16 protein-coding genes are annotated in these 20,331 nt (G+C 66.6%); 13 read left to right on the top strand and 3 right to left on the bottom strand.

The genetic code is table 11. From position 1 onward, the window contains the following. Window positions 1-92 precede the first annotated feature (92 nt). The 8 genes from A5791_RS12125 (at window position 93) to A5791_RS12090 (ending at window position 11,097) form a co-directional block, all read left to right on the top strand. Window positions 93-2,942, top strand: a complete 2,850-nt coding sequence (locus tag A5791_RS12125) for an aminotransferase class I/II-fold pyridoxal phosphate-dependent enzyme (protein ID WP_067236199.1) — start codon at window positions 93-95, stop codon at window positions 2,940-2,942. Between the two features lie 101 nt (window positions 2,943-3,043). Beyond that, window positions 3,044-4,222: an AAA family ATPase gene (locus A5791_RS12120; protein ID WP_067236196.1), complete on the top strand. Its 1,179-nt coding sequence runs from the start codon at window positions 3,044-3,046 to the stop codon at window positions 4,220-4,222. 248 nt (window positions 4,223-4,470) lie between these two features. Beyond that, on the top strand, window positions 4,471-5,160 hold the full coding sequence (locus A5791_RS12115; protein WP_369828059.1) for a GntR family transcriptional regulator: 690 nt from the start codon (window positions 4,471-4,473) through the stop codon (window positions 5,158-5,160). Beyond that, window positions 5,157-5,384, top strand: a complete 228-nt coding sequence (locus tag A5791_RS12110; RefSeq protein ID WP_067236190.1) for a ferredoxin family protein — start codon at window positions 5,157-5,159, stop codon at window positions 5,382-5,384. The genes A5791_RS12115 and A5791_RS12110 overlap by 4 nt, the downstream gene beginning before the upstream one ends. 25 nt (window positions 5,385-5,409) lie before the next feature. Beyond that, complete coding sequence (locus tag A5791_RS12105) at window positions 5,410-6,804, top strand: ABC transporter substrate-binding protein (RefSeq protein WP_067236188.1); 1,395 nt, start codon at window positions 5,410-5,412, stop codon at window positions 6,802-6,804. Continuing rightward, entirely contained in the window at window positions 6,801-7,658 is an 858-nt protein-coding gene (locus A5791_RS12100; protein ID WP_067236186.1) for an ABC transporter permease, read from the top strand. The genes A5791_RS12105 and A5791_RS12100 overlap by 4 nt, the downstream gene beginning before the upstream one ends. Next, window positions 7,655-8,404 carry an ABC transporter ATP-binding protein gene (locus A5791_RS12095; protein ID WP_067236182.1) on the top strand — a complete coding sequence of 250 codons (750 nt, stop codon included), beginning with the start codon at window positions 7,655-7,657 and terminating at the stop codon, window positions 8,402-8,404. The genes A5791_RS12100 and A5791_RS12095 overlap by 4 nt, the downstream gene beginning before the upstream one ends. After that, window positions 8,401-11,097, top strand: coding sequence for a fumarate reductase/succinate dehydrogenase flavoprotein subunit (locus tag A5791_RS12090; protein ID WP_197504667.1), 2,697 nt, complete (start codon window positions 8,401-8,403; stop codon window positions 11,095-11,097). Before A5791_RS12095 ends, A5791_RS12090 begins: the two co-directional genes overlap by 4 nt. A 102-nt stretch (window positions 11,098-11,199) precedes the next feature. On the opposite strand, the gene A5791_RS12085 is transcribed toward A5791_RS12090, so the two are convergent. Beyond that, complete coding sequence (locus A5791_RS12085; protein WP_067236180.1) at window positions 11,200-11,739, bottom strand: GNAT family N-acetyltransferase; 540 nt, start codon at window positions 11,737-11,739, stop codon at window positions 11,200-11,202. A gap of 14 nt (window positions 11,740-11,753) precedes the next feature. Continuing rightward, window positions 11,754-12,959, bottom strand: a complete 1,206-nt coding sequence (locus A5791_RS12080; protein ID WP_067236173.1) for a serine hydrolase — start codon at window positions 12,957-12,959, stop codon at window positions 11,754-11,756. 391 nt (window positions 12,960-13,350) lie between these two features. Here A5791_RS12080 and A5791_RS12075 point away from each other — a divergent pair, with 391 nt between their 5' ends. The 5 genes from A5791_RS12075 (at window position 13,351) to A5791_RS12055 (ending at window position 18,900) form a co-directional block, all read left to right on the top strand. Continuing rightward, complete coding sequence (locus A5791_RS12075; protein ID WP_067236171.1) at window positions 13,351-14,214, top strand: LppX_LprAFG lipoprotein; 864 nt, start codon at window positions 13,351-13,353, stop codon at window positions 14,212-14,214. A 108-nt stretch (window positions 14,215-14,322) separates the two neighbouring features. After that, window positions 14,323-15,783: a cytochrome b5 domain-containing protein gene (locus A5791_RS12070; protein ID WP_156661181.1), complete on the top strand. Its 1,461-nt coding sequence runs from the start codon at window positions 14,323-14,325 to the stop codon at window positions 15,781-15,783. Beyond that, window positions 15,780-16,961: a type III polyketide synthase gene (locus tag A5791_RS12065; RefSeq protein WP_067236154.1), complete on the top strand. Its 1,182-nt coding sequence runs from the start codon at window positions 15,780-15,782 to the stop codon at window positions 16,959-16,961. Before A5791_RS12070 ends, A5791_RS12065 begins: the two co-directional genes overlap by 4 nt. Further along, window positions 16,961-17,884: a sulfotransferase domain-containing protein gene (locus tag A5791_RS12060; RefSeq protein WP_067236149.1), complete on the top strand. Its 924-nt coding sequence runs from the start codon at window positions 16,961-16,963 to the stop codon at window positions 17,882-17,884. Before A5791_RS12065 ends, A5791_RS12060 begins: the two co-directional genes overlap by 1 nt. Then, complete coding sequence (locus tag A5791_RS12055; RefSeq protein WP_067236147.1) at window positions 17,884-18,900, top strand: sulfotransferase domain-containing protein; 1,017 nt, start codon at window positions 17,884-17,886, stop codon at window positions 18,898-18,900. The genes A5791_RS12060 and A5791_RS12055 overlap by 1 nt, the downstream gene beginning before the upstream one ends. A gap of 296 nt (window positions 18,901-19,196) precedes the next feature. Here A5791_RS12055 and A5791_RS12050 read toward each other — a convergent pair whose 3' ends face one another. Continuing rightward, window positions 19,197-19,955: an alpha/beta fold hydrolase gene (locus tag A5791_RS12050; RefSeq protein WP_067236145.1), complete on the bottom strand. Its 759-nt coding sequence runs from the start codon at window positions 19,953-19,955 to the stop codon at window positions 19,197-19,199. Window positions 19,956-20,331 lie beyond the last annotated feature (376 nt).

Raw genomic sequence — 20,331 nt, 5'->3', positions numbered from 1 at the left:
TTTGGTCACTATTTTCGTCTGGCGCGCCATAATTGTGAGTTGCACTGGCTGGGACCGTTGGGGGCAGCCCGCGCCAGAAGACAGGTGACGATATGACTCGAGACAGTGCCCAGCAGCGGCGACTTCGGGTGTCCGCGCTGGCGGCCGTGGCCAACCCGTCGTACACCCGCATCGACACCTGGAACCAGCTCGACGACGCCTGCCGGCACCTGGCCGAGGTCGACCTGGCCGGACTGGACATCGCCCACGACGTGGCCAGAGTCAAGCGCCTGATGGACCGCATCGGCGCCTACGAGCGGTACTGGCTGTATCCGGGCGCGGAAAACTTGGCGACCTTTCGCGCACATCTGGACAGTCTTTCCACGGTGCGGCTCTGCGAGGAGGTGTCGCTGGCCGTGCGCTTGTTGTCTGAATACGGCGACCGCACAGCGCTTTTCGACACCTCCGCGCCGCTGGCGGATCAAGAGCTGGTGGCCAAGGCGAAACAACAGCAGTTCTACACCGTCTTGCTGGCCGACGACGCGCCGCCCACTGCACCCGAGAGTCTCGTCGAATGCCTGCGCGCGCTGCGCAACCCGGCCGACGACGTCCAGTTCGAGATCCTGGTGGCCCCCAGTGTCGAGGACGCCATCACCGCGGTGGCGCTGAACGGCGAAATCCAGGCCGCGATCATCCGCCATGACCTGCCGCTGCGTTCGCGTGACCGGGTGCCGTTGATGAACACGCTGCTAGGTGCCAACGATGACGTACCGGTGTCCGATCGCGCGCACGACTGGGTCGAGTGCGGCGAGTGGATCCGCGAACTGCGGCCCCACATCGACCTCTATCTGCTCACCGATGAGTCGATCGCGGCGGGCTCCGACGACGACCCCGACGTCTACGACCGCACCTTCTACCGGCTCAACGACGTCACCGATTTGCACAGCACGGTGATCGCGGGCTTGCGAAACCGTTTCTCCACACCGTTTTTCGACGCGCTGCGGGCCTACGCGGCCGCACCCGTCGGTCAGTTCCACGCGCTTCCCGTCGCGCGCGGCGCCAGCATCTTCAACTCCAAGTCGCTGGAGGACATGGGCGAGTTCTACGGCCGCAACATCTTCATGGCCGAGACCTCGACCACCTCCGGTGGGCTCGATTCGTTGCTGGACCCGCACGGCAACATCAAAAAGGCCATGGACAAGGCCGCGGTCACCTGGAACGCCGACCACACCTACTTCGTCACCAACGGCACGTCCACCGCGAACAAGATCGTCGTGCAGTCGTTGACCCGGCCCGGCGACATCGTTCTGATCGACCGCAACTGCCATAAGTCGCACCACTACGGCCTGGTGTTGGCCGGCGCCTACCCGCTGTACCTGGAGTCCTACGCGCTGCCGCAGTTCGCGATCTACGGGGCGGTACCGCTGCGCACCATCAAGAAGGAGCTGCTGGACCTCGAGGCGGCCGGGCAGCTGGACAAGGTGCGCATGCTGTTGCTCACCAACTGCATCTTCGACGGAGTCGTCTACAACCCCCGCCGGGTGATGGAAGAAGTGCTGGCCATCAAGCCGGACATCTGCTTCCTGTGGGACGAGGCATGGTACGCGTTCGCCACCGCCGTGCCGTGGGCTCGTCAGCGCACCGCGATGGTGTCCGCCGAGCGTCTCGAACAAATGTTGGCGTCTCGCGAATACGCCGAGGAATACCGCGAATGGCGCGCATCCATGGAGGGGATCCCACGGTCGGAGTGGGCTGAGCACCGGCTGCTGCCCGACCCCGCTCGCGCGCGGGTCCGGGTGTACGCGACGCACTCGACCCACAAGTCACTGTCGGCATTCCGGCAGGCGTCGATGATCCACATCCGGGACCAGGATTTCAACGCCCGGGCGCGTGATGCGTTCGGCGAGGCGTTCTTGACCCACACGTCGACGTCGCCGAACCAGCAGCTGTTGGCTTCACTGGACCTGGCGCGTCGCCAGGTCGACATCGAGGGCTTCCAGCTTGTCCGGCAGACCTACGACATGGCGCTGGTGTTCCGGCACCGCGTCCGCAAGGACCGGCTGATCAGCAAGTGGTTCCGCATCCTCGACGAGTCCGACTTGGTGCCCGAGGAGTTCCGGGCGTCCCACGTCAGCTCGTACCGCGAAGTCAGGCAGGGTGCCCTCGACGAGTGGAACGAGGCGTGGCGATCCGATCAGTTCGTGCTGGACCCGACGCGGGTCACGCTGTTTCTCGGCAACACCGGAATGAACGGGTACGACTTCCGCGAGAAGATCCTGATGGACCGGTTCGGCATCCAGATCAACAAGACGTCGATCAACAGCGTGCTGTTGATCTTCACCATCGGCGTCACCTGGTCGAGTGTGCATCATCTGCTTGACGTGCTGCGCCGGGTGGCTTCCGATTTCGACCGGGCAAAGGAGGCGGCGAGCGTGGCCGACTGGGCACTACATCAACGCCGCGTCGAGGAGATCACCCAGGATCTGCCGCACCTGCCCGACTTCAGCGAGTTCGACGTCGCCTTCCGTCCCGACGACGCCTGCAGGTTCGGCGACACGCGATCGGCTTTTTATGCCGGTTACGAAGAGTCGGACCGCGAGTACGTGCTGATCGGCGCGGCCGGGCGGCGGCTTGCCGAGGGGAAGACGCTGGTGTCCACGACGTTCGTGGTGCCTTACCCCCCGGGTTTCCCGGTGCTGGTCCCGGGACAGGTTGTCTCCAAGGAAATCATCTGGTTCCTGGCCCAACTCGACGTCAAGGAAATCCACGGATACAACCACGAGCTCGGTTTGTCCGTGTTCACCCAGACTGCGCTGAAACGCCTTGAGGCTCAACGGAATGCGGCAATGGCTGCGGTGGGCGACGCGGCGGCGGTGTTCGAGATCCCAGCCGACGCATCGGGTATCAACGGCGAGGGGGTAGTAGCGCGAGCGGGCGCCACTTCCTCCCGCGAGCAGACATAAAATCGCCCTAATCCCCGCCGAAATAGGCGATTCTGCGTCTGCTCGGCACCCGTTGGCTACGGCGTCTGCTCAACATCGGTTGGCGACGTAGAGTCGGGCCCGTGCTGCAGACGGTCGCCATCCGCGGGTACCGCTCCCTGCGCGAGGTCATACTGCCGCTGGGCCGGCTGACCGTCGTCACGGGGGCCAACGGTTCGGGGAAGTCGTCGTTGTACCGCGCCTTGCGGCTGCTGGCCGACTGTGGACGCGGCGAGGTGATCGGTTCGCTGGCCCGCGAGGGCGGACTGGTGTCGGTGCTGTGGGCCGGTCCGGAGCAGCTCGGCGGGGCGCGACGAACCGGAAAAGCCGAGGGCACCGTGCGCAATCGTCCGGTCTCGCTCGAAATGGGCTTCGCCGCAGACGATTTCGGGTATCTCGTGGACCTCGGCGTCCCGCAGTCCGCCGGGCCGGGGTCGGCCTTCGCCCGCGACCCGGAGATCAAGCGCGAAGCATTGTTCGCCGGCCCGGTGCTGCGCACGGCTGCGACCCTGGTGCGGCGGGTACGGGACTTCGCCGAGGTGCGCGCCGAGTCGGACAGCGGCTTTGACGAGCTATCCCGCTCGTTGCCGACCTACCGCAGCGTGCTGGCCGAGTATGCGCACCCACACGCGCTGCCCGAACTCGCGGCGGTACGGGAACGGCTGCGCAGCTGGCGTTTCTACGACGGATTCCGGGTCGACGCCGCCGCGCCCGCGCGGCACCCGCAGGTCGGTACCCGAACCCCGGTGCTCAGCGACGACGGCAACGACCTGGCCGCCGCGATTCAGACCATCATCGAAGCGGGTTTCGGCGACCTGGACCGCGTCGTGGCCGACGCATTCGACGGTGCCGCCGTCTCGGTGGCCGTCCACGACGGGCTGTTCGACCTTCAGCTTCGGCAGCGTGGCATGCTGCGTCCGCTCCGGGCGGCCGAATTGTCGGACGGTACATTGCGTTTCCTGCTCTGGGCCGCCGCGCTGCTGAGCCCACAGGCGCCGTCGCTGATGGTGCTCAACGAACCGGAAACCTCACTGCACCCGAGCCTGGTCGAGCCGCTCGCATCGTTGATCCGCACCGCCTCGTCGAATACTCAGGTGGTGGTAGTCACCCACTCGCGCTTGCTGCTGGACTTCCTCGACACAATTCCCGCTACTGCTGGCGCCCCAGCCGTCGAGATAGAGCTGTACAAGGAATGGGGCGAGACCCGCATCAAGGGGCAGGACCTGCTGACCACACCGCAATGGCACTGGGGCAAACGGTGACGGGTTGCGCTCAGCGGGATCCAAAGTTCGGCGACTCGTCGTAGGTGGCGCAATAGCGGGCGGGGCCGGTATTTTGACTGGTCACGGCCGAATTGCAACTGGCGCAATAGGCTGGCCGGCCACTGAGGGCCGCCGCCGCTCACCCAGAACATGGCGCTGAACCGCATTAGCGTGACGGCGTGGCCACAGCTGAGTCGGCAGTGCCGATCAACCGGTCCCGGGCTGACCGGGCTCGCCGGACGGCTGACGTGCTGCGCCAGCAGATCCACGCCGGCGCGTATCCCGACGGGCTTCCCTCCGAAACCAAGTTGGCAGCGGAATTCTTGGTCTCGCGGAACACCATTCGCGAGGCACTCACCGTGCTGAAGAACGAAGGCCTGATCGAGCGCGGGCCCAAGGTCGGCACCCATGTCGCGCAGCGCAAATACCACCACGGACTCGATGCGCTGCTCGGGCTCAAGGAGACATTCAAGGATCTGGGGGAGGTCCGCAACGAGGTACGCGCCGCGATGCCGGTGGCCGCGCCGCCGGCGGTGGCCAGCCGGCTGCACCTGAAACCAGGCGACCAGGTGATGTTCATCGAGAGACTTCGTTACCTCGGTGACCTGCCGCTCAGCCTGGACCTGACCTACCTAACGCCGGATATCGGAACCGAGATCCTGGACCTCCCGCTGGAAAACTCCTTGGAAAACCAAGACCTGTTCGCGCTCATCGAGCAGGTCAGCGGGCACCGGCTGGGCTCGGCGTCGCTGGCGCTGGAAGCCATTCCCGCCGACGCCCACTCGGCGGCCACACTGCAGGTGCCCGACGGGGCGGCGCTGCTCATGCTGGAGCGGCTCACCAGCCTCGACGACGGCAGACCCGTTGACCTGGAATACATCCGGATGCGGGGCGATCGAATCACCATGCGCGGCAGCCTGATTAGGAGCAACTTATGACACTGGTAAACAACCGGGCCGATGTGCCGGTCACCATCGACGAGTCGTTGTGTATCGACGGTTGCACCCTTTGCGTCGAGATATGTCCGCTGGATGCCCTTGCCATCAATCCGGAAACCGGCAAAGCCTTCATGCACGTCGACGAATGCTGGTATTGCGGCCCGTGCGCGGCCCGCTGCCCGACCGGCGCCGTCACGGTAAACATGCCCTACCTCCTACGCTGAATCAGCCTACAGCCCAGGCCTTTCCATGAAAAGACGCATAGCGCGGCAGGTGTCGATCGTGTGCACGGCCGTCGCGGTCACCGCCGGCTGCTCGCTGGAATCGCTGGCGCAGTCCTCCGGTGTGGTCAACGTCGTCGTCGGCTATCAGTCCAAGACCATCAACACGGTGACCGCGGGCACCTTGCTTCGGGCGCAGGGTTATCTGGAGCGCCGGCTGGCCGACATCACCGCCCGCACCGGAACCAAATACGCTGTCCGGTGGCAGGATTACGACACCGGTGCTCCGATCACCGCACAGATGCTGGCCGAGAAGATCGACATCGGCTCGATGGGGGACTACCCCATGTTGATCAACGGTTCCAAGACGCAGTCGAATCCGCGGGCCCGCACCGAAATGGTGTCGGTCACCGGCTACAACCCCAAGGGCGCACTGAACATGGTTGTGGTGACACCGAATTCGTCGGCAACCATGTTGACCGACCTGGCCGGCAAGAAGGTGTCGGCCAGCGTCGGCTCGGCCGGGCACGGCACGCTGGTACGTGCCCTGGACCGGGCGGGCATCGATCCCGCCGGCGTCGAGGTGCTCAACCAGCAGCCCCAGATCGGCGCTTCCGCGCTGGAATCCGGCCAGGTCCAAGGACTTTCGCAGTTCGTGGCCTGGCCTGGGCTGTTGGTCTACCAGGGCAAGGCCAAACTGCTGTACGACGGGGCCGAGTTGAACCTGCCCACTCTGCACGGCGTGGTCATCCGGCGCGCGTACGCGGCCACCCACCCGGAAGTGCTGGCGGCTTTTCTGCAGGCACAACTTGACGCGACCGACTTCCTGAACGAAAGGCCGCTGGAGGCAGCCCGTATCGTCGCCCAAGCAAGCGGGCTGCCGCAAGAAGTCGTCTACCTGTACAACGGGCCCGGCGGCACCTCCTTCGACACCACGCTCAAGCCGTCCCTGGTCAATGCGCTGAAAAGCGATGTGCCCTATCTAAAGTCGATCGGCGAGTTCGCCGACCTGGACGTCCCCGGGTTCGTCCAGGACGAACCACTGCGCGCGGTGTACGGTGCCCGCGGTCGCGACTACAACGCGGCCCGGGCCGCCACAGCGAACCCGTCGGTACTCGGTGGCGACCCGGCCCAGGCCGGCGAAGTGTGGCTGGACGGATCCGACGCGACCGAGACCGTCGCCAGCCCCACCGCGCTGCTGCAGGCGATTCGGGACGCGACCGCTCGCGGCGCCAAGGTCCGCGCGGCCTATGTCCCCGACACCGAGCTGGGCACCCGGTGGTTCGCCGACAAGGCGGTGTGGGTGCGGGACGGCCAGACCTATCACCCGTTCAGCACCGCAGCCGGCGCACGGCGGTATATCGCCGCGCACCCGGGCGGCGTTGCGGTGGATTACCAACAGGCACTGGGAGGTTCGCTATGACTGCGCAAGTAGTGGCCGGCCAAGTCTTCGACGCGGTCTCGGCGCCCGCGCTGGACCCGCCGCGCCGCCCCGCTTCACCGTGGCGTTCGAGACTGCTGCGGCTGGTGTCCGTGGCCGCCGCGATCGGCCTTTGGCAGGTGCTCACCGCCGGCAAAGTACGGCTCTGGCTGCGATTCGACACGCTGCCGACCGTGACCGAGATCGCGCATGCCCTGACTCAGCGGCTTGGCAAGTTCGACTACTGGCTCGACTTGGCGCAGTCATTGCTGCGCATTCTCACCGGATTTGGACTGGCCGCGGCCGTCGGCGTCGCGACGGGTGTGCTGCTGGGCCGCTCTCGACTGTTCGCCGACCTGTTCGGCCCGCTGGCCGAGCTGGCCCGGCCCATCCCCGCCATTGCGATGGTGCCGGTGGCGATCCTGCTGTTTCCCACCGACGAGGCCGGCATCGTTTTCATCACCTTCCTGGCGGCCTATTTCCCGATCATGGTGAGCACCCGGCACGCGGTGCGGGCACTGCCCACGCTGTGGGAGGACTCCGTGCGCACGCTGGGCGGCGGCCGGTGGGCGGTGCTGAGCCAGGTGGTGCTGCCGGGCATCCTGCCCGGCGTGTTCGGCGGCCTGTCGGTCGGCATGGGCGTGGCATGGATCTGCGTGATATCCGCGGAGATGATCTCCGGGCGCCTGGGTGTCGGTTACCGCACCTGGCAGGACTACACCGTGCTGGCCTACCCGCAGGTGTTCGTCGGGATTCTCACCATCGGCGTACTCGGATTCGCGACCTCCGCGGCGGTCGAACTGGTGGGCCGCCGCGTCACCCGCTGGCTGCCGCGAGCACAGGAGAATCAGCGATGACCCCGAAAAGTATGGGAATGAGCCTGGCGCTGGACCGGATTCGGCTGTCCTACACCGGTATTGCGGTGATCGACGGGTTGAGTTTGGCGGTGCGCCCCGAGGAGATCCTGGTGCTCACCGGGCCGTCGGGCTGCGGTAAGTCGACGGTGCTGCGCGCTCTGGCCGGACTGCTGCCTCCCGACGACGGCCGGGTGCTGGCCGACGGCGTCGAAGTCACCACCACCTCGGGGAATCGGGGGATGGTCTTCCAGGACAACGCGTTATTGCCGTGGCGCACCGTGCGGTCCAACATCGAACTGGCGCTGCGATTGCGCGGTGTACCGCGCGCCACGCGGCGCGCGCAGGCCGAGCACTGGATAGCCGAAGTCGGGCTGACCGGCTTCGGCCACTACCTGCCCAAGAGCCTGTCCGGTGGTATGCGCCAACGGGTCCAGCTGGCCCGGGGCCTGGCCGGGGCGCCGCGCGCGGTAATGATGGACGAGCCGTTCGGGGCCTTGGACACTCAGACCCGGACAGCCATGCAGCGATTGCTGATCGACACCTGGCGCGCCCATCCGACCACTATCGTCTTCGTCACGCACGACGTCGACGAGGCCCTGCTCCTGGGTGACCGCATTGCGGTGCTGGGCCGGGCCGGTCAGCCGCTGCGCGCGCTGCTGGACGTGCCCGACCCGCGGCAGGCTGTGCCGCGCGCTGAGCTGCGCGCTGAAATCATTGCCGCACTGGACCATTCGGGGGCAGCATGATGCAGATACCCGATCGGGTGCCGGTCCGCCTGGACTGCGACGTTTTGGTCATCGGCGGCGGCACCGCGGGCACCTTGGCTGCGCTGAGCGCCGCCGAGCACGGCGCCCAGGTGTTGTTGCTGGAGAAGGCTCACGTGCGGCATTCCGGTGCGCTTGCGATGGGCATGGACGGGGTGAACAACGCCGTCATTCCCGGCAAGGCCGAACCGGAGGACTACGTCGCCGAGATCACCCGGGCCAACGACGGAATCGTCAACCAGCGCACCGTGTATCAGACCGCGACCCGTGGATTCGCGATGGTGCAGCGACTGGAGCGCTACGGGGTGAAGTTCGAGAAGGACGAACACGGCGAGTACGCGGTGCGCAGGGTGCACCGGTCGGGCTCCTACGTGCTGCCCATGCCGGAAGGCAAGGACGTCAAGAAGGCGCTGTACCGGGTGCTGCGGCAGCGGTCGATGCGGGAGAAGATCCGGATCGAGAACCGGCTGATGCCGGTGCGGGTGTTGACCGACCCCAAAAGCGGAGGCCGGGCGGTCGGCGCCGCCGCATTGCACACGCGCACCGGGGAATTCGTCGCCGTTGGCGCCAAGGCGGTGATCCTGGCCACCGGGGCGTGCGGGCGCTTGGGCTTGCCGGCGTCGGGGTATCTGTACGGCACCTACGAGAACCCGACCAACGCCGGAGACGGGTACTCGATGGCGTACCACGCGGGAGCGGAGCTCTCCGGCATCGAATGCTTCCAGGTCAATCCGCTGATCAAGGACTACAACGGCCCGGCGTGCGCCTACGTCGCCAACCCGTTCGGCGGCTACCAGGTCAACTCACACGGCGAGCGGTTCGTCGACTCCGACTACTGGTCGGGGCAGATGATGGCCGAAGTCAAAAGCGAGATCGACTCGGCGCGAGGACCGATCTACCTCAAGGTGTCGCACCTGTCCGACGAGACGCTGACCACGCTGGAGAACATCCTGCACACCACCGAGCGACCCACCCGCGGCACCTTCCACACCAACCGCGGCCACGACTACCGCACGCACGACGTCGAGATGCATATCTCCGAAATCGGCTTGTGCAGTGGACATTCCGCCTCGGGTGTCTGGGTCGACGAACACGCCCGCACCACGGTGCCCGGGCTGTATGCGGCCGGAGACCTGGCCTGTGTGCCGCACAACTACATGATCGGGGCGTTCGTCTTCGGCGACCTTGCGGGCGCCCATGCTGCGTCGACCCTGGCCGAAGTTGCGGCACCGCAAGAACTTCCGCAAGACCAGCTGCACGATGCCCACGACCTGATCTACCGCCCGCTCAAGCATCCCGACGGCCCGCCGCAGCCACAGGTCGAATACAAGCTGCGACGGTTCGTCAACGACTACGTGGCCCCACCGAAGACGGCGGCCAAGCTGTCCATCGCGGTACGCACTTTCGACCGGATGCGCGACGAGATCGGCGGCATGGGTGCCCGTACCCCGCATGAGCTGATGCGCGCCGTGGAGGTGTCGTTCATCCGAGACTGCGCCGAGATGGCCGCCCGGTCCTCGCTGACCCGGACCGAATCGCGCTGGGGCCTTTACCACAATCGCGCCGACCTGCCCGGCCGCGACGACAGCCAGTGGGGCTATCACCTGAACCTGCGCAAGGGCGCCGGCGGCGACATGCTGTTCCTGAAACGGCCGGTGGCGCCATATCTCGTGCCGGTGCCGGAGTTGGACGGCCTGCCGCCGGACGACCAGACGGTGCATGAGGTGGAGCAGCCGCCGCTGGTCGGCGGCCAGGCCCCAGCTACCACTCGGTCCCGGATCGCTGCGGCCACAACCACATTCGAAGCGCCCTCGCCGCGTATCGCCGAGGTGCTTGCGCTCGAGGAGCCGGCCGTCGCCGATTTGGTCCCGTATCTGTCCGACGCCGATTCCGTAGTGCGCCGGACCGCGGTGGCCACGCTGACCGAGCACACCTCCGACGGATACGCCCCGGCCCTGTTCGCCGCGCTGGACGATGACGATGCCGCGGTTCGCCGCACCGCCGCCGACGGGGTCCGCGAACTCGTCGAGGTGCTGCCGGATCCGGCTGCCGCGAGGGCGTATCTGCGCTCCGGCGACACGGTGGTGCGTGCGGCGGCTATCTACGTGCTTGCCGCACGCCGGTCCGGCGATGCCGGGGAGTTCCGCCGTGGGCTGCAGGATCCGGACCACCGGGTGCGGATCGAGGCGGTGCGGGCGGCGGTTTCGGTCGACGACGTGGCCGGGGTGGTGTCCGCCGGCAGCGACGAGAACCGGGAGGTCCGCATCGCTGCCGCCGCCGGCCTGGCGACCCTGCGTGCCGGCGCCGATACCGTTAGCGCGCTGATCGGCGACCCGGATCCGCTGGTGCGCGCCGCCGCGCTGGCCGCACTTGGTGAATTAGGTTGCGATGCAGTAGATTTCGCTGTCGTCGACCGTGCGTTGCAGGCACCGGCATGGCAGGTGCGGGAGGGCGCGGCCCGTGCCATGTCGGGCGCGGCGCCAGAGCAGGCAATACCCCGGCTGGCCCGGGCGCTCGACGACGCGCATCTCGACGTGCGCAAGGCGGCCGTGCTCAGCCTGACGCGATGGGCCGGCGAACCCGCGGCTGCGGATGCTCTGCGCATCGCGCTCAAGGACAGCGATGCCGATGTCCGGGCATACGCTCGTCGCGCGCTGGACCGCGGCGCCGGGTAGTCCGGCCGCCGAGTCTGCAGTGGTGGCATCGAAACTGCGCTCAGCGCTGTGTTTTTCGCGAGAATCGCGCCCTCACCGCAGGCTCGGCGGAGCCCGGACCGCTCAGCGCAGCGCCTTGGCGTAGAGCAGGCTGTCGCACGGTTCGGGCCCGATGGTCGGGTAGACGGCATGGCGGGCCAGCCGGCCCTCCAGGACGAACCCGGCTCGTGCCAGCAGTCGCGCCGAGCGATCGTTATCGACGTTGCAGGTGGCCCAGACGCGGTACACGTCGGGGTCGGCTTCCAGCGCAGCCATCAGCATCGCGAGCGCCTCCGACATCAAACCCTTGCCCCACCAACGCCGGCCGATGCAATACCCGATTTCCACGGAGTGCCGCACCGGGCGCCGGCAACTGGTGAGGCCGATCACGTCGTCGCTGTGCCGCAGCGCGATGGCCCAGGTCCGCTCGTCGTCGCCGGCGTTCAGTTTCTCGGTGATAACCCGCCGCGTCGCCGCCACATCGGGATGCGGGCTCCACAACAGATATTTGGTGACCTCGGGATCGCGGGCGACCCGCTGGAACAGTGCGCCGGCGTCGTCGGGCACGGGCAGGCGCAGCAGCAGCCGCGCTCCGGCGATCCGGTCAGGCGGGTAGGCGGCCATCGGTGAGGTCTCCGCTACAGACCCAGCGCGCGATACGTTTCGCGGACGAACCTCGGTTGCGCGGTCCGCAGCTTGGCCAGCGACGTGTTGCCGGCCACGGCCGTGGCCGCGTCGACGGACATGTCCGGACAATTCTGTATCAGGTACAGCAGGATCAGGCCCGCGGTCGGATCGGCTTGCCACCAGGTTCCGTATGCGCCGGGCCAGCTGAACGTTCCGGGGCCTCCGGGCCCGAACAGCGGCGTGGACTTCGCCGGATCGGTGACCAGCGACAGGTTGAAACCGAACCCGCGCCCGACCCAGAACGGCGCGCCCAGGAAGTTGTGTTGCTTCTGCTCGTCGGTGAGCCGATCGGTGCGCATCAGCCGCACCGACTCCGGTGAGAGCACCCGGACATCGTCGACCGAACCGTCACCGAGCAGCATTCGCACGAATCGCAGGTAGTCCCGGGCGGTTGACCAGAGCCCACCGCCGGCGTTGCAGAACGACGGCGGCTTGACGTGTGGCGGTCCCATGACGTCGTGGCGGAGCTGACCCTCGTTGTCGAGGCGATACATGGTCGCGGCACGTCTTCGCGCATCCATCGGCACGAAGAACCCGGTGTCGGTCATGCCGGCCGGGCCCAGGATCCGCTCGTCGAGAACCTGGTGAAACGGTTTGCCCTCGGCGCGGGCGATGATCACGCCCAGCACATCGGTGGCATGGCTGTAGGTCACCCGATCACCGGGCTGATGCACCAGCGGCAGCGCGGCGAGTTCGGCCAGCCAGGTGTCCGAACCCTGATCGAAGGGCAACCGCATGTAGGCCTGGGAGATGGGTCCGGACACCGAGAAGCTGTAGGCCAGACCGCTGGTGTGGGTCAGCAAGTCGGCGAGCACGATAGGCCGTCGTGCGGGATGCGTCCGGTCCAGCGGACCCCTGGGGTCGTCGAGCACGCGAACGCCGGCCAACTCCGGTGTCCAGCGCGCGATCGGCTCGACGAGAGCCAGCTTGCCCGCGTCGACCAGGCTCATCGCCGCCGCCACCGTGACCGGCTTGGTCATCGACGCGATGCGAAACAGTGTGTCCTGCTGCATCGGCAGGCCCGCTTCGACATCGCGGTAGCCGATCTCGTTGATCTGCAGCACTTCTCCGCGCTGCCAGACAACCGTGACCGCACCGGCGAGCAGACCGGCATCGCAGACCTCCCGGAGGGAGACCTGATTGGCGTCGAGATTCACCCGGTCGAGGGTAAAGCGTCGGCCGAAACGATGTGCGCCGAGGCCGCGGGAACCCGCTGGCAACCCATTTTGCTGGGCGAGGCCACCCGCTGTACCCGGGATTCAGCGCGTCCGGCCCGGTTGCTGCTTTGCCGAAACCGCTCCTCGCGCACCCCGCCGCATGCTAATCTCGCTGCTCTCCGGCCGATGCGATCTGGTGAACAAGCTGGGAGGGCGGCGCATGTCTCGAAAGACGTTGGCGCCGCCGGTGAGCCAGGGTGCGGGTATGCAGTCACCAAGACCCGGAACCTCCGGCGAGAGCTCAGACTGTGGGGACCTCGTCCGTACTGCACGCGAGCGCAGCGAATCGCTGCTCATTGCCACCGATTAGATAACTCAGCAAAGGCTGCCAATGATGGGCTTGACCGACCAAGCGCAAACCTCGTTCCGACGAGCTGTCCGTCGACCTTCCCGCCCGAGATTTCTCACGATCGTGGCCGCGACGGCAATGATCGCGACGGTACTGGCGGGCTGCGGGAACAAATCCACGACATCCCAGACTTCCGGATCTCAAACTCCTGGTGCGTCCGGGACATCAAGTGGGACATCCGGTGCGGCAACGACGTCCGCAGGAACGTCTGCGGCGCCGTCGGCTCAGGCCGCGCAACTCGTTCAGGACGCCTCCAAGGCGACCACGGCCCTGCGGTCGCTCCACATCATCCTGGCGACGACCAACCTCACGACTCTCCCGATGGAGAGCGTCGACGCCGACGTGACCAACCAGCCCCAGGGCAACGGTCAGGCGATCGGTCACGCGAACATCCGGCTGCAACCGCAGGCGCCGGCCGTCGGCAAGGACTTCCTGGTCACCAACAAGACCATGTACACCAAGAACGAGACCGGGAAGTACACCTCGGTGGGACCGGCCGTGAAGATCTACGACCCGGGCATCATCCTGGACAAGGACAAAGGTCTGGGCAGCGCGATCGGCAAGGTCCAGAACCCGCAGATCGCCGGCAACGAGAACATCAACGGCGTGGCCACGGTCAAGGTGACGGGGACCATCGACGCGGCGGTGATCGACCCGATCATTCCGCAGATTGCCAAGGACGCTACTGCGCCTCTGCCGATCACGCTGTACATCACCGACGTGAAAGCGACGCCGGGAACCACCGCGAATCTGGTGCGGATGGTGGTGGACAAGGGTCAGGGCAACGTCAGCATCACCCTGTCGGCGTGGGGTCAGCCGGTCAACATCCCCAACCCCACGGGGTAACTGGCGCCTTCGCGTGAACTTCGGATTGGGAGCCGGCCCGAAATTATGGGCCGGTTTCCGCCCTGACACCCCTACACCTCCACCGACGTCAGAGTTGGAGGAATGCGAATGACCAACGACCTCCCAGAAGTACGGGAGCGCGCCGCTTCGCCGAGCGCCGCCGCCCCTCCGGGTGGGCCGAGGCTGTCAGACGTATGGGTTTACAACGGGCGCGCCTACGACCTCAGTGACTGGATCGCCAAGCATCCGGGCGGTGCCTTTTTCATCGGGCGAACGAAGAACCGCGACATCACCGCCATCGTTGCTTCCTACCACCGCGATCCGGCAAAGGTGGAACGAATCCTGCAGCGGCGGTACGCCTTAGGCCGCGATGCCACGCCGCAGGACATCCACCCGAAGCACAATGCGCCGGCATTCCTATTCGACGAGGATTTCAACAGCTGGCGGGACACCCCGAAGTACCGATTCGACGACCACGACGATCTGCTGCACCGGGTCAAAGCCCGACTGAACGAGCCTGCCCTGGCCGCCCGGATCAAGCGTATGGACACGTATTTCAACGTCGTGGCGGTGCTGCTGTTCGTCGCGTATTTCACCGTTCAGGCGCTGCGGCTGGCCGAACCTCGCTGGATGCCGTTGCCGCTCTTCGTGATTGCGATGGTGTTGCTGCGCAGTTCGCTGGCCGGGTTCGGTCATTACGCTTTGCACCGCGCGCAGCGGGGCATGAACCGGGTCTTCGGCAACGCCTTCGACATGAACTACGTAGCGCTGTCTTTGGTTACCGCCGACGGACACACGCTGCTGCATCACCCGTACACCCAGAGCGGGGTGGACATCAAGAAGAACGTGTTCACGATGATGATGCGGCTGCCCCGGCTGTATCGGGTGCCGGTGCACACCATCCACAAGTTCGGGCATCTCCTGACCGGCATGGCCGTCCGGATCGCCGACGTCTGGCGCATCACGTGGAAAGTCGGCGTACACGAGTCGTATGGGAGCTGGAGCCGGGCGCTCCCACATTTCCTGGGATCCTCGGCGGTGCGGCTGCTGCTCGTCGGCGAACTAGTGGTGTTCGTAGCGGCCGGCGACTTCTGGGCCTGGGCTTTGCAATTCGTCGCGACGCTTTGGGTCAGCACCTTCCTGGTGGTCGCCAGCCATGACTTCGAAGACGGTGGCCGCAGCCGCGAGCAGGATTGGGGCCGGGATCAACTCGAGCACGCCGACGACCTGAAGGTGGTCGGCAATCGCTACGTCGACTGCTTCCTGTCGGCCGGCCTGAGCTCGCACCGCGTTCATCACGTGCTGCCGTTTCAGCGCAGCGGATTCGCCAACATCGCCACCGAGGACGTGCTGGCCGAAGAAGCGGCCAAATTCGGCATCGAGTGGCTTCCCGCGAAAAGCTTTGTCACCGATCGGCTTCCCAAGCTGTGCCGGACTTATCTACTGTCACCCTCCCGGCAGGCCAGCCAGCTGAACTGGGGCTTCCTGCGCGAGCATTGCTCGCCCGCTGCCTGGAAAGCCAGCGCTGACTACGTGATTCAGGGATTCGTCGGAATCGGTTCGGTATGAGCATCTCGGAGGGCAGCGTCCCGCAGCCAGAAAGCTGTGAGCAACAAGGCCATAGCCTGGCCGAGTTGCCACCGTCCCCGCCGACCACTGTGGCGGTGATCGAAAGCATCGCGACCGGCACGCCACAGCGGCTGGTGAATCAGTGCGAGGCGGCCCACCGGGTGGCCGGCCTGTTCGCCGACCCGGTGCAGCGGGACCGAATCCTGCGCGTGTACGCCAAGACCAAGGTCGCAACCCGCCATATGGCCGTGGACCCGCTCGATGCCGGGTTCGCGCCGTTTCGGCGGAATCCGGCGACGATCCGGGACCGGATGGATCTGTTCCACCGGCACGCGGTTCCGCTGGCCGTCGAGGTGGGTGGGCGGGCGCTGCGCGCTCTTCCCTATGCGCCCGACGAAGTCGGGCTGCTGGTGTTCGTGACCAGCACCGGATTCATCGCACCGGGAGTCGATGTCGCGATCGTCAGGGAACTCGGCCTGTCCAGGTCGGTTTCGCGGGTCGTGGTGAATTTCATGGGCTGCGCGGCCGCGATGAACGCCGTTCGCGTCGCCGCCAGTTACGTTCGCGCTCACCCGGACCTGAAGGCGATGGTGGTGTGCGTCGAATTGTGCTCGGTCAATGCGGTTTTCGCCGATGACGTCAACGACGTGGTGACGCACAGCCTGTTCGGCGACGGATGTGCGGCGTTGGTGATCGGCGCCAGCCAGGTGCACGAGAAACTCGAACCGGGCAAGGTGGTGATTCGCTCCAGCTTCAGTCGGCTGCTCGACGGCGCGTCGGACGGCATCGTGCTCGGCGTCAACCACAACGGCATCACTTGTGAACTGTCCGAGAGCCTGCCCGACTACATCTACGCCGGCGTTGCTCCGGTGGTGGCAGAGATGTTGGCAGACAACGGATTACAAAAGTCCGATATCGACCTGTGGGCCATTCACCCGGGTGGTCCCAGGATCATCGAGGAGTCGGTGCGCTCGCTGGCGATCCCGCCGGAGCGGGCGGCGCCCAGCTGGGATGTGCTGGCCGGGTTCGGCAACATGCTGAGCGTGTCACTGATCTTCGTGCTGGAAACGATGGTGCGGCAACCCGAGTCGGCAAAGGAGATCTCGACCGGGGTGGCGCTGGCGTTCGCTCCCGGGGTCACTGTCGAGGGAATGCTGTTCGACATCATTCGCCGCTGATGCCCGAGCGGGTGATGTATCGCTCGTGGATGAGCGACAACCTGCGTTGGGACGCCCTGCGGCTGCGCGAGGGCGACATCGTCATCTCCGCACCACCCAAGTGCGGCACCACCTGGACACAGCGGCTGGTGTCGTTACTCGTGTTCGACGGGCCGCACCTGCCGGGGCCGCTGCCGCTGGTCTCGCCATGGTTCGACCTGACCGTCCAGCCGGTGGAGAAGGTCGTCGCGGCCCTCGACGCCCAGGAGCACCGGCGCTTCATCAAGACCCACACGCCGCTGGACGGCCTCGTGCTCGACGAGCGCGTCACCTACCTCGGGGTGGGGCGCGACCCGCGCGATGCCGCGGTTTCGATGCTGATGGACCACGACCGGATGCGGGCCCTGCGCCTGGCCCAGGGACCGCCCGGCGAGCCGTTCCCACCGATCCGGCGGGACTTCGGCGGCGAGTTCAGCCGACTGGACGTGCTACGCGCCTGGATGGAGCAGCCTGTCGCCCCCACCGAGGGAATCGCTTCGCTGGCGACCATCCTGCAGCATTTCGACTCGGTCTGGTCCCGGCGTCACCTGCCCAACGTGGCGTTGTTCCACTATGCCGACTATCAGGCGGACCTCGTCGGCGAGCTGATCCGGCTGGCCGCGGCTCTGGGTATCGGGCTGGATCGCGATCGGGCGGCGGAGCTGGCGCGGCACGCGGCGCTGGACGCCATGCGCGCTCGCGCTTCGGAGCTCGCCCCCAAGGCCACCGACGGCGTGTGGGAGCGGAACGAACCCTTCTTCCGGGCCGGCGGGCAAGGGGAGTGGCGGGAGATCTTCACCGAAGCCGAGCACCGGCGCTATCACGAGCGCGCGGGTGAGTTGGCCGGGGCGGACCTGCTGGCCTGGGCTCATGAGGGCCGCAGGGGTTGGGACCCCGATCAGTGATGGCCGGCCGAGTCGTCTACCGCTCGTGGCTGAGCGACAACCTGCGTTGGGACGCGCTGAAGCTGCGCGAGGGCGACATCGTCATCTCCGCGCCGTCGAAGTGCGGCATGACCTGGACTCAACGGCTGGTGTCACTGCTCGTCTTCGACGGACCGGAGCTGCCCGGGCCACTGTCGACGGTGTCGCCGTGGGTCGACTTGAACATCAGGCCGATCGACGAGGTCGTCGCCGTTCTCGATGCGCAAGATCACCGGCGGTTCCTCAAGACCCACACGCCGCTGGACGGACTGGTGCTCGACGACCGCGTCACCTACCTCGGGGTCGGCCGCGATCCGCGCGACGCAGCGGTGTCGGAATTGCGGCAATGGGACAACATGAACGTCGAGCGCCTGCGGCGGCTGCAAGGCGGATCGCCGGGGCACCCGGTACCGCCGCCCCCGCCTGCCGCCGGAGTTCCCAGCCCGGTGCAGGCATTTCGGGACTGGATGGAAGGACCGATCATGCCTCCCGAGGGGATGGGCAACCTGCCCCCGAAAGGGATGGGGTTCGTGCCGCCCGACGGCTTCGGGCCCACCGGAATCGGGCCCAAACCCCCCGTGCAGGGCATGGGCTCGCTCGCCAACGTGCTGCACCATTTTTCCTCGTTGTGGGACCGCCGCCACCTGCCCAATGTGGCCCTCTTCCACTACGCCGACTACCAGCGGGACCTGGTCGGCGAATTCATCCGTCTCGGCCGGACGCTCGGGTACCAGCTCGGGCGGGACCGAGCCGAGAAGTTGGCGGAGCATGCCACGCTGGAAGCCATGCGGGCCCGCGCCGACGAGTTCGCCCCCGACTCCACCGAAGGCGTCTGGCACAGCAACGAGCGGTTCTTCCGGGCCGGTGGCAGCGGTGAATGGCGGGACTTCTTCACCGAACACGCGTTTCGGCGCTATAACGACCGCGCCGGCCAGCTCGCGGCTCCGGACCTACTCGCGTGGGCGCACGACGGCCGCCGCGGTCACGATCCAGGCTGAGCGGTTCAGCGTCGCCGCGCGGACCATCTCGACTTCGGCGCCATGGAATGCACGTCGACGGCCCGCGGCCAGCGTTGCGCGTGAATCCTGGGCTTTGCGTGTGAAATCAGGGCTTTGCGGGTGAAACCTGGGCGGAGATTGGTGATCGATCGCCGCCCTAGCCTCACAGCGAAAGCCGTCAGTTCACGACCAAAGCCGTCAGTTCACGCCGAAAGCGCCCTCCGCCAGAGGCCACTGTGGCGTCCCATCGCTCGATCGTTTGCGGCAGCACTCACGACAAGTCCTCAGCGCGTGGGCTATTCGTACAAACGGCAACGCCCGATGAGGATCTCTGCCAGGCGTTCAGGTTCGCTCACCATCAGCATGTGGCAGGTGTCGATCTCAATGAGCGTCTGCACTCCGCCAAGCGCGGCGATGCACTCATGTTGAATCTTCATCGAGACGGAACGATCACGCCGAGTGAGTATCCACGTTCGTGGCACCTCGTCGGGCATACCGCTGCGATCAACTTTTTCTATCATGATGGAGGGTGATTCCTGACAGGACCGAGCCAGCGTGAACCTGCGCTGTGCGGGAGTCATTCCGTTGCAAAATACAAACCCCGCCAACGCAGTAGGCAAACCTCCCGCCCGAACCGAACGGCCTTTCTGCACATAACGTTTCGCGGTGCGACGTGCGTACCAGGTCTGCGCCCCGGGAAGCGTGTCCACCAGGGCGCTGCCGTTGGCTGGTACCTGCGCGGTGGCCAAGATCATCTCCCGCACCCGCGCCGAGCGGAGCTTGGTGACAACACCGGGGACGATCACGCCCGCCAGCGAATGGCCGACGATCACGAAGTCGTCGAGCGCAGCATTCTCGATGTCCGACAGCACCGAATCGACCCACCCATCGACACAAGCGGTGATCAGGTCACCGGGCTTCCCTCGCCGCCCCGGCAGATCAACAGCGAGCACCTTTAGTTCCGGCTCCAGGATGCGGATCACGTCGACGGTGGGCTCCCAACAATCAGCGGCGAACCCGCCTCCGTGCACGAGAACCAATGCGGGCAATCCCATCGCCAGGTCCTCCTTCAGCGTCGTGAGCCCAGGACCGCATCGTAAAGGTTGCGACAGAGCCTGTGCCGGATTCGGACGCAGGAGCTTGCCCCGTGCCGAGGTAGGCACAGGCAGGCACGCGGAGGGGAGGCGGGGCAGGCAGGGCACTCCACCTCCCCGCCCCGCCCCCGCTCGGGGTAGGGGTGCAGGCGTCGGCAGGGGACGCAGGGCAGGCGTCGGGCCTGCCCCTCTCAGCGCGCAGGGGTGCAGGCCAGCAGGTACAGGGTGCAGCGCACCCCGCTTGGCCTGTGCGTAGAGGGGGGCGCGCCGGGCGTAGGCGCCCAGGCGGGTCGCACGCAGGCCCCCACCGGGGCACCCCTACGCCCCCCGCACATGA

It is taken from the genome of Mycobacterium sp. 852002-51163_SCH5372311 (genome assembly GCF_001667115.1).
GTDB lineage: Bacteria > Actinomycetota > Actinomycetes > Mycobacteriales > Mycobacteriaceae > Mycobacterium.
The sequence above is the reverse complement of the archived record's forward strand: the minus strand, read 5'-3'. Positions and strand labels throughout refer to the sequence as shown.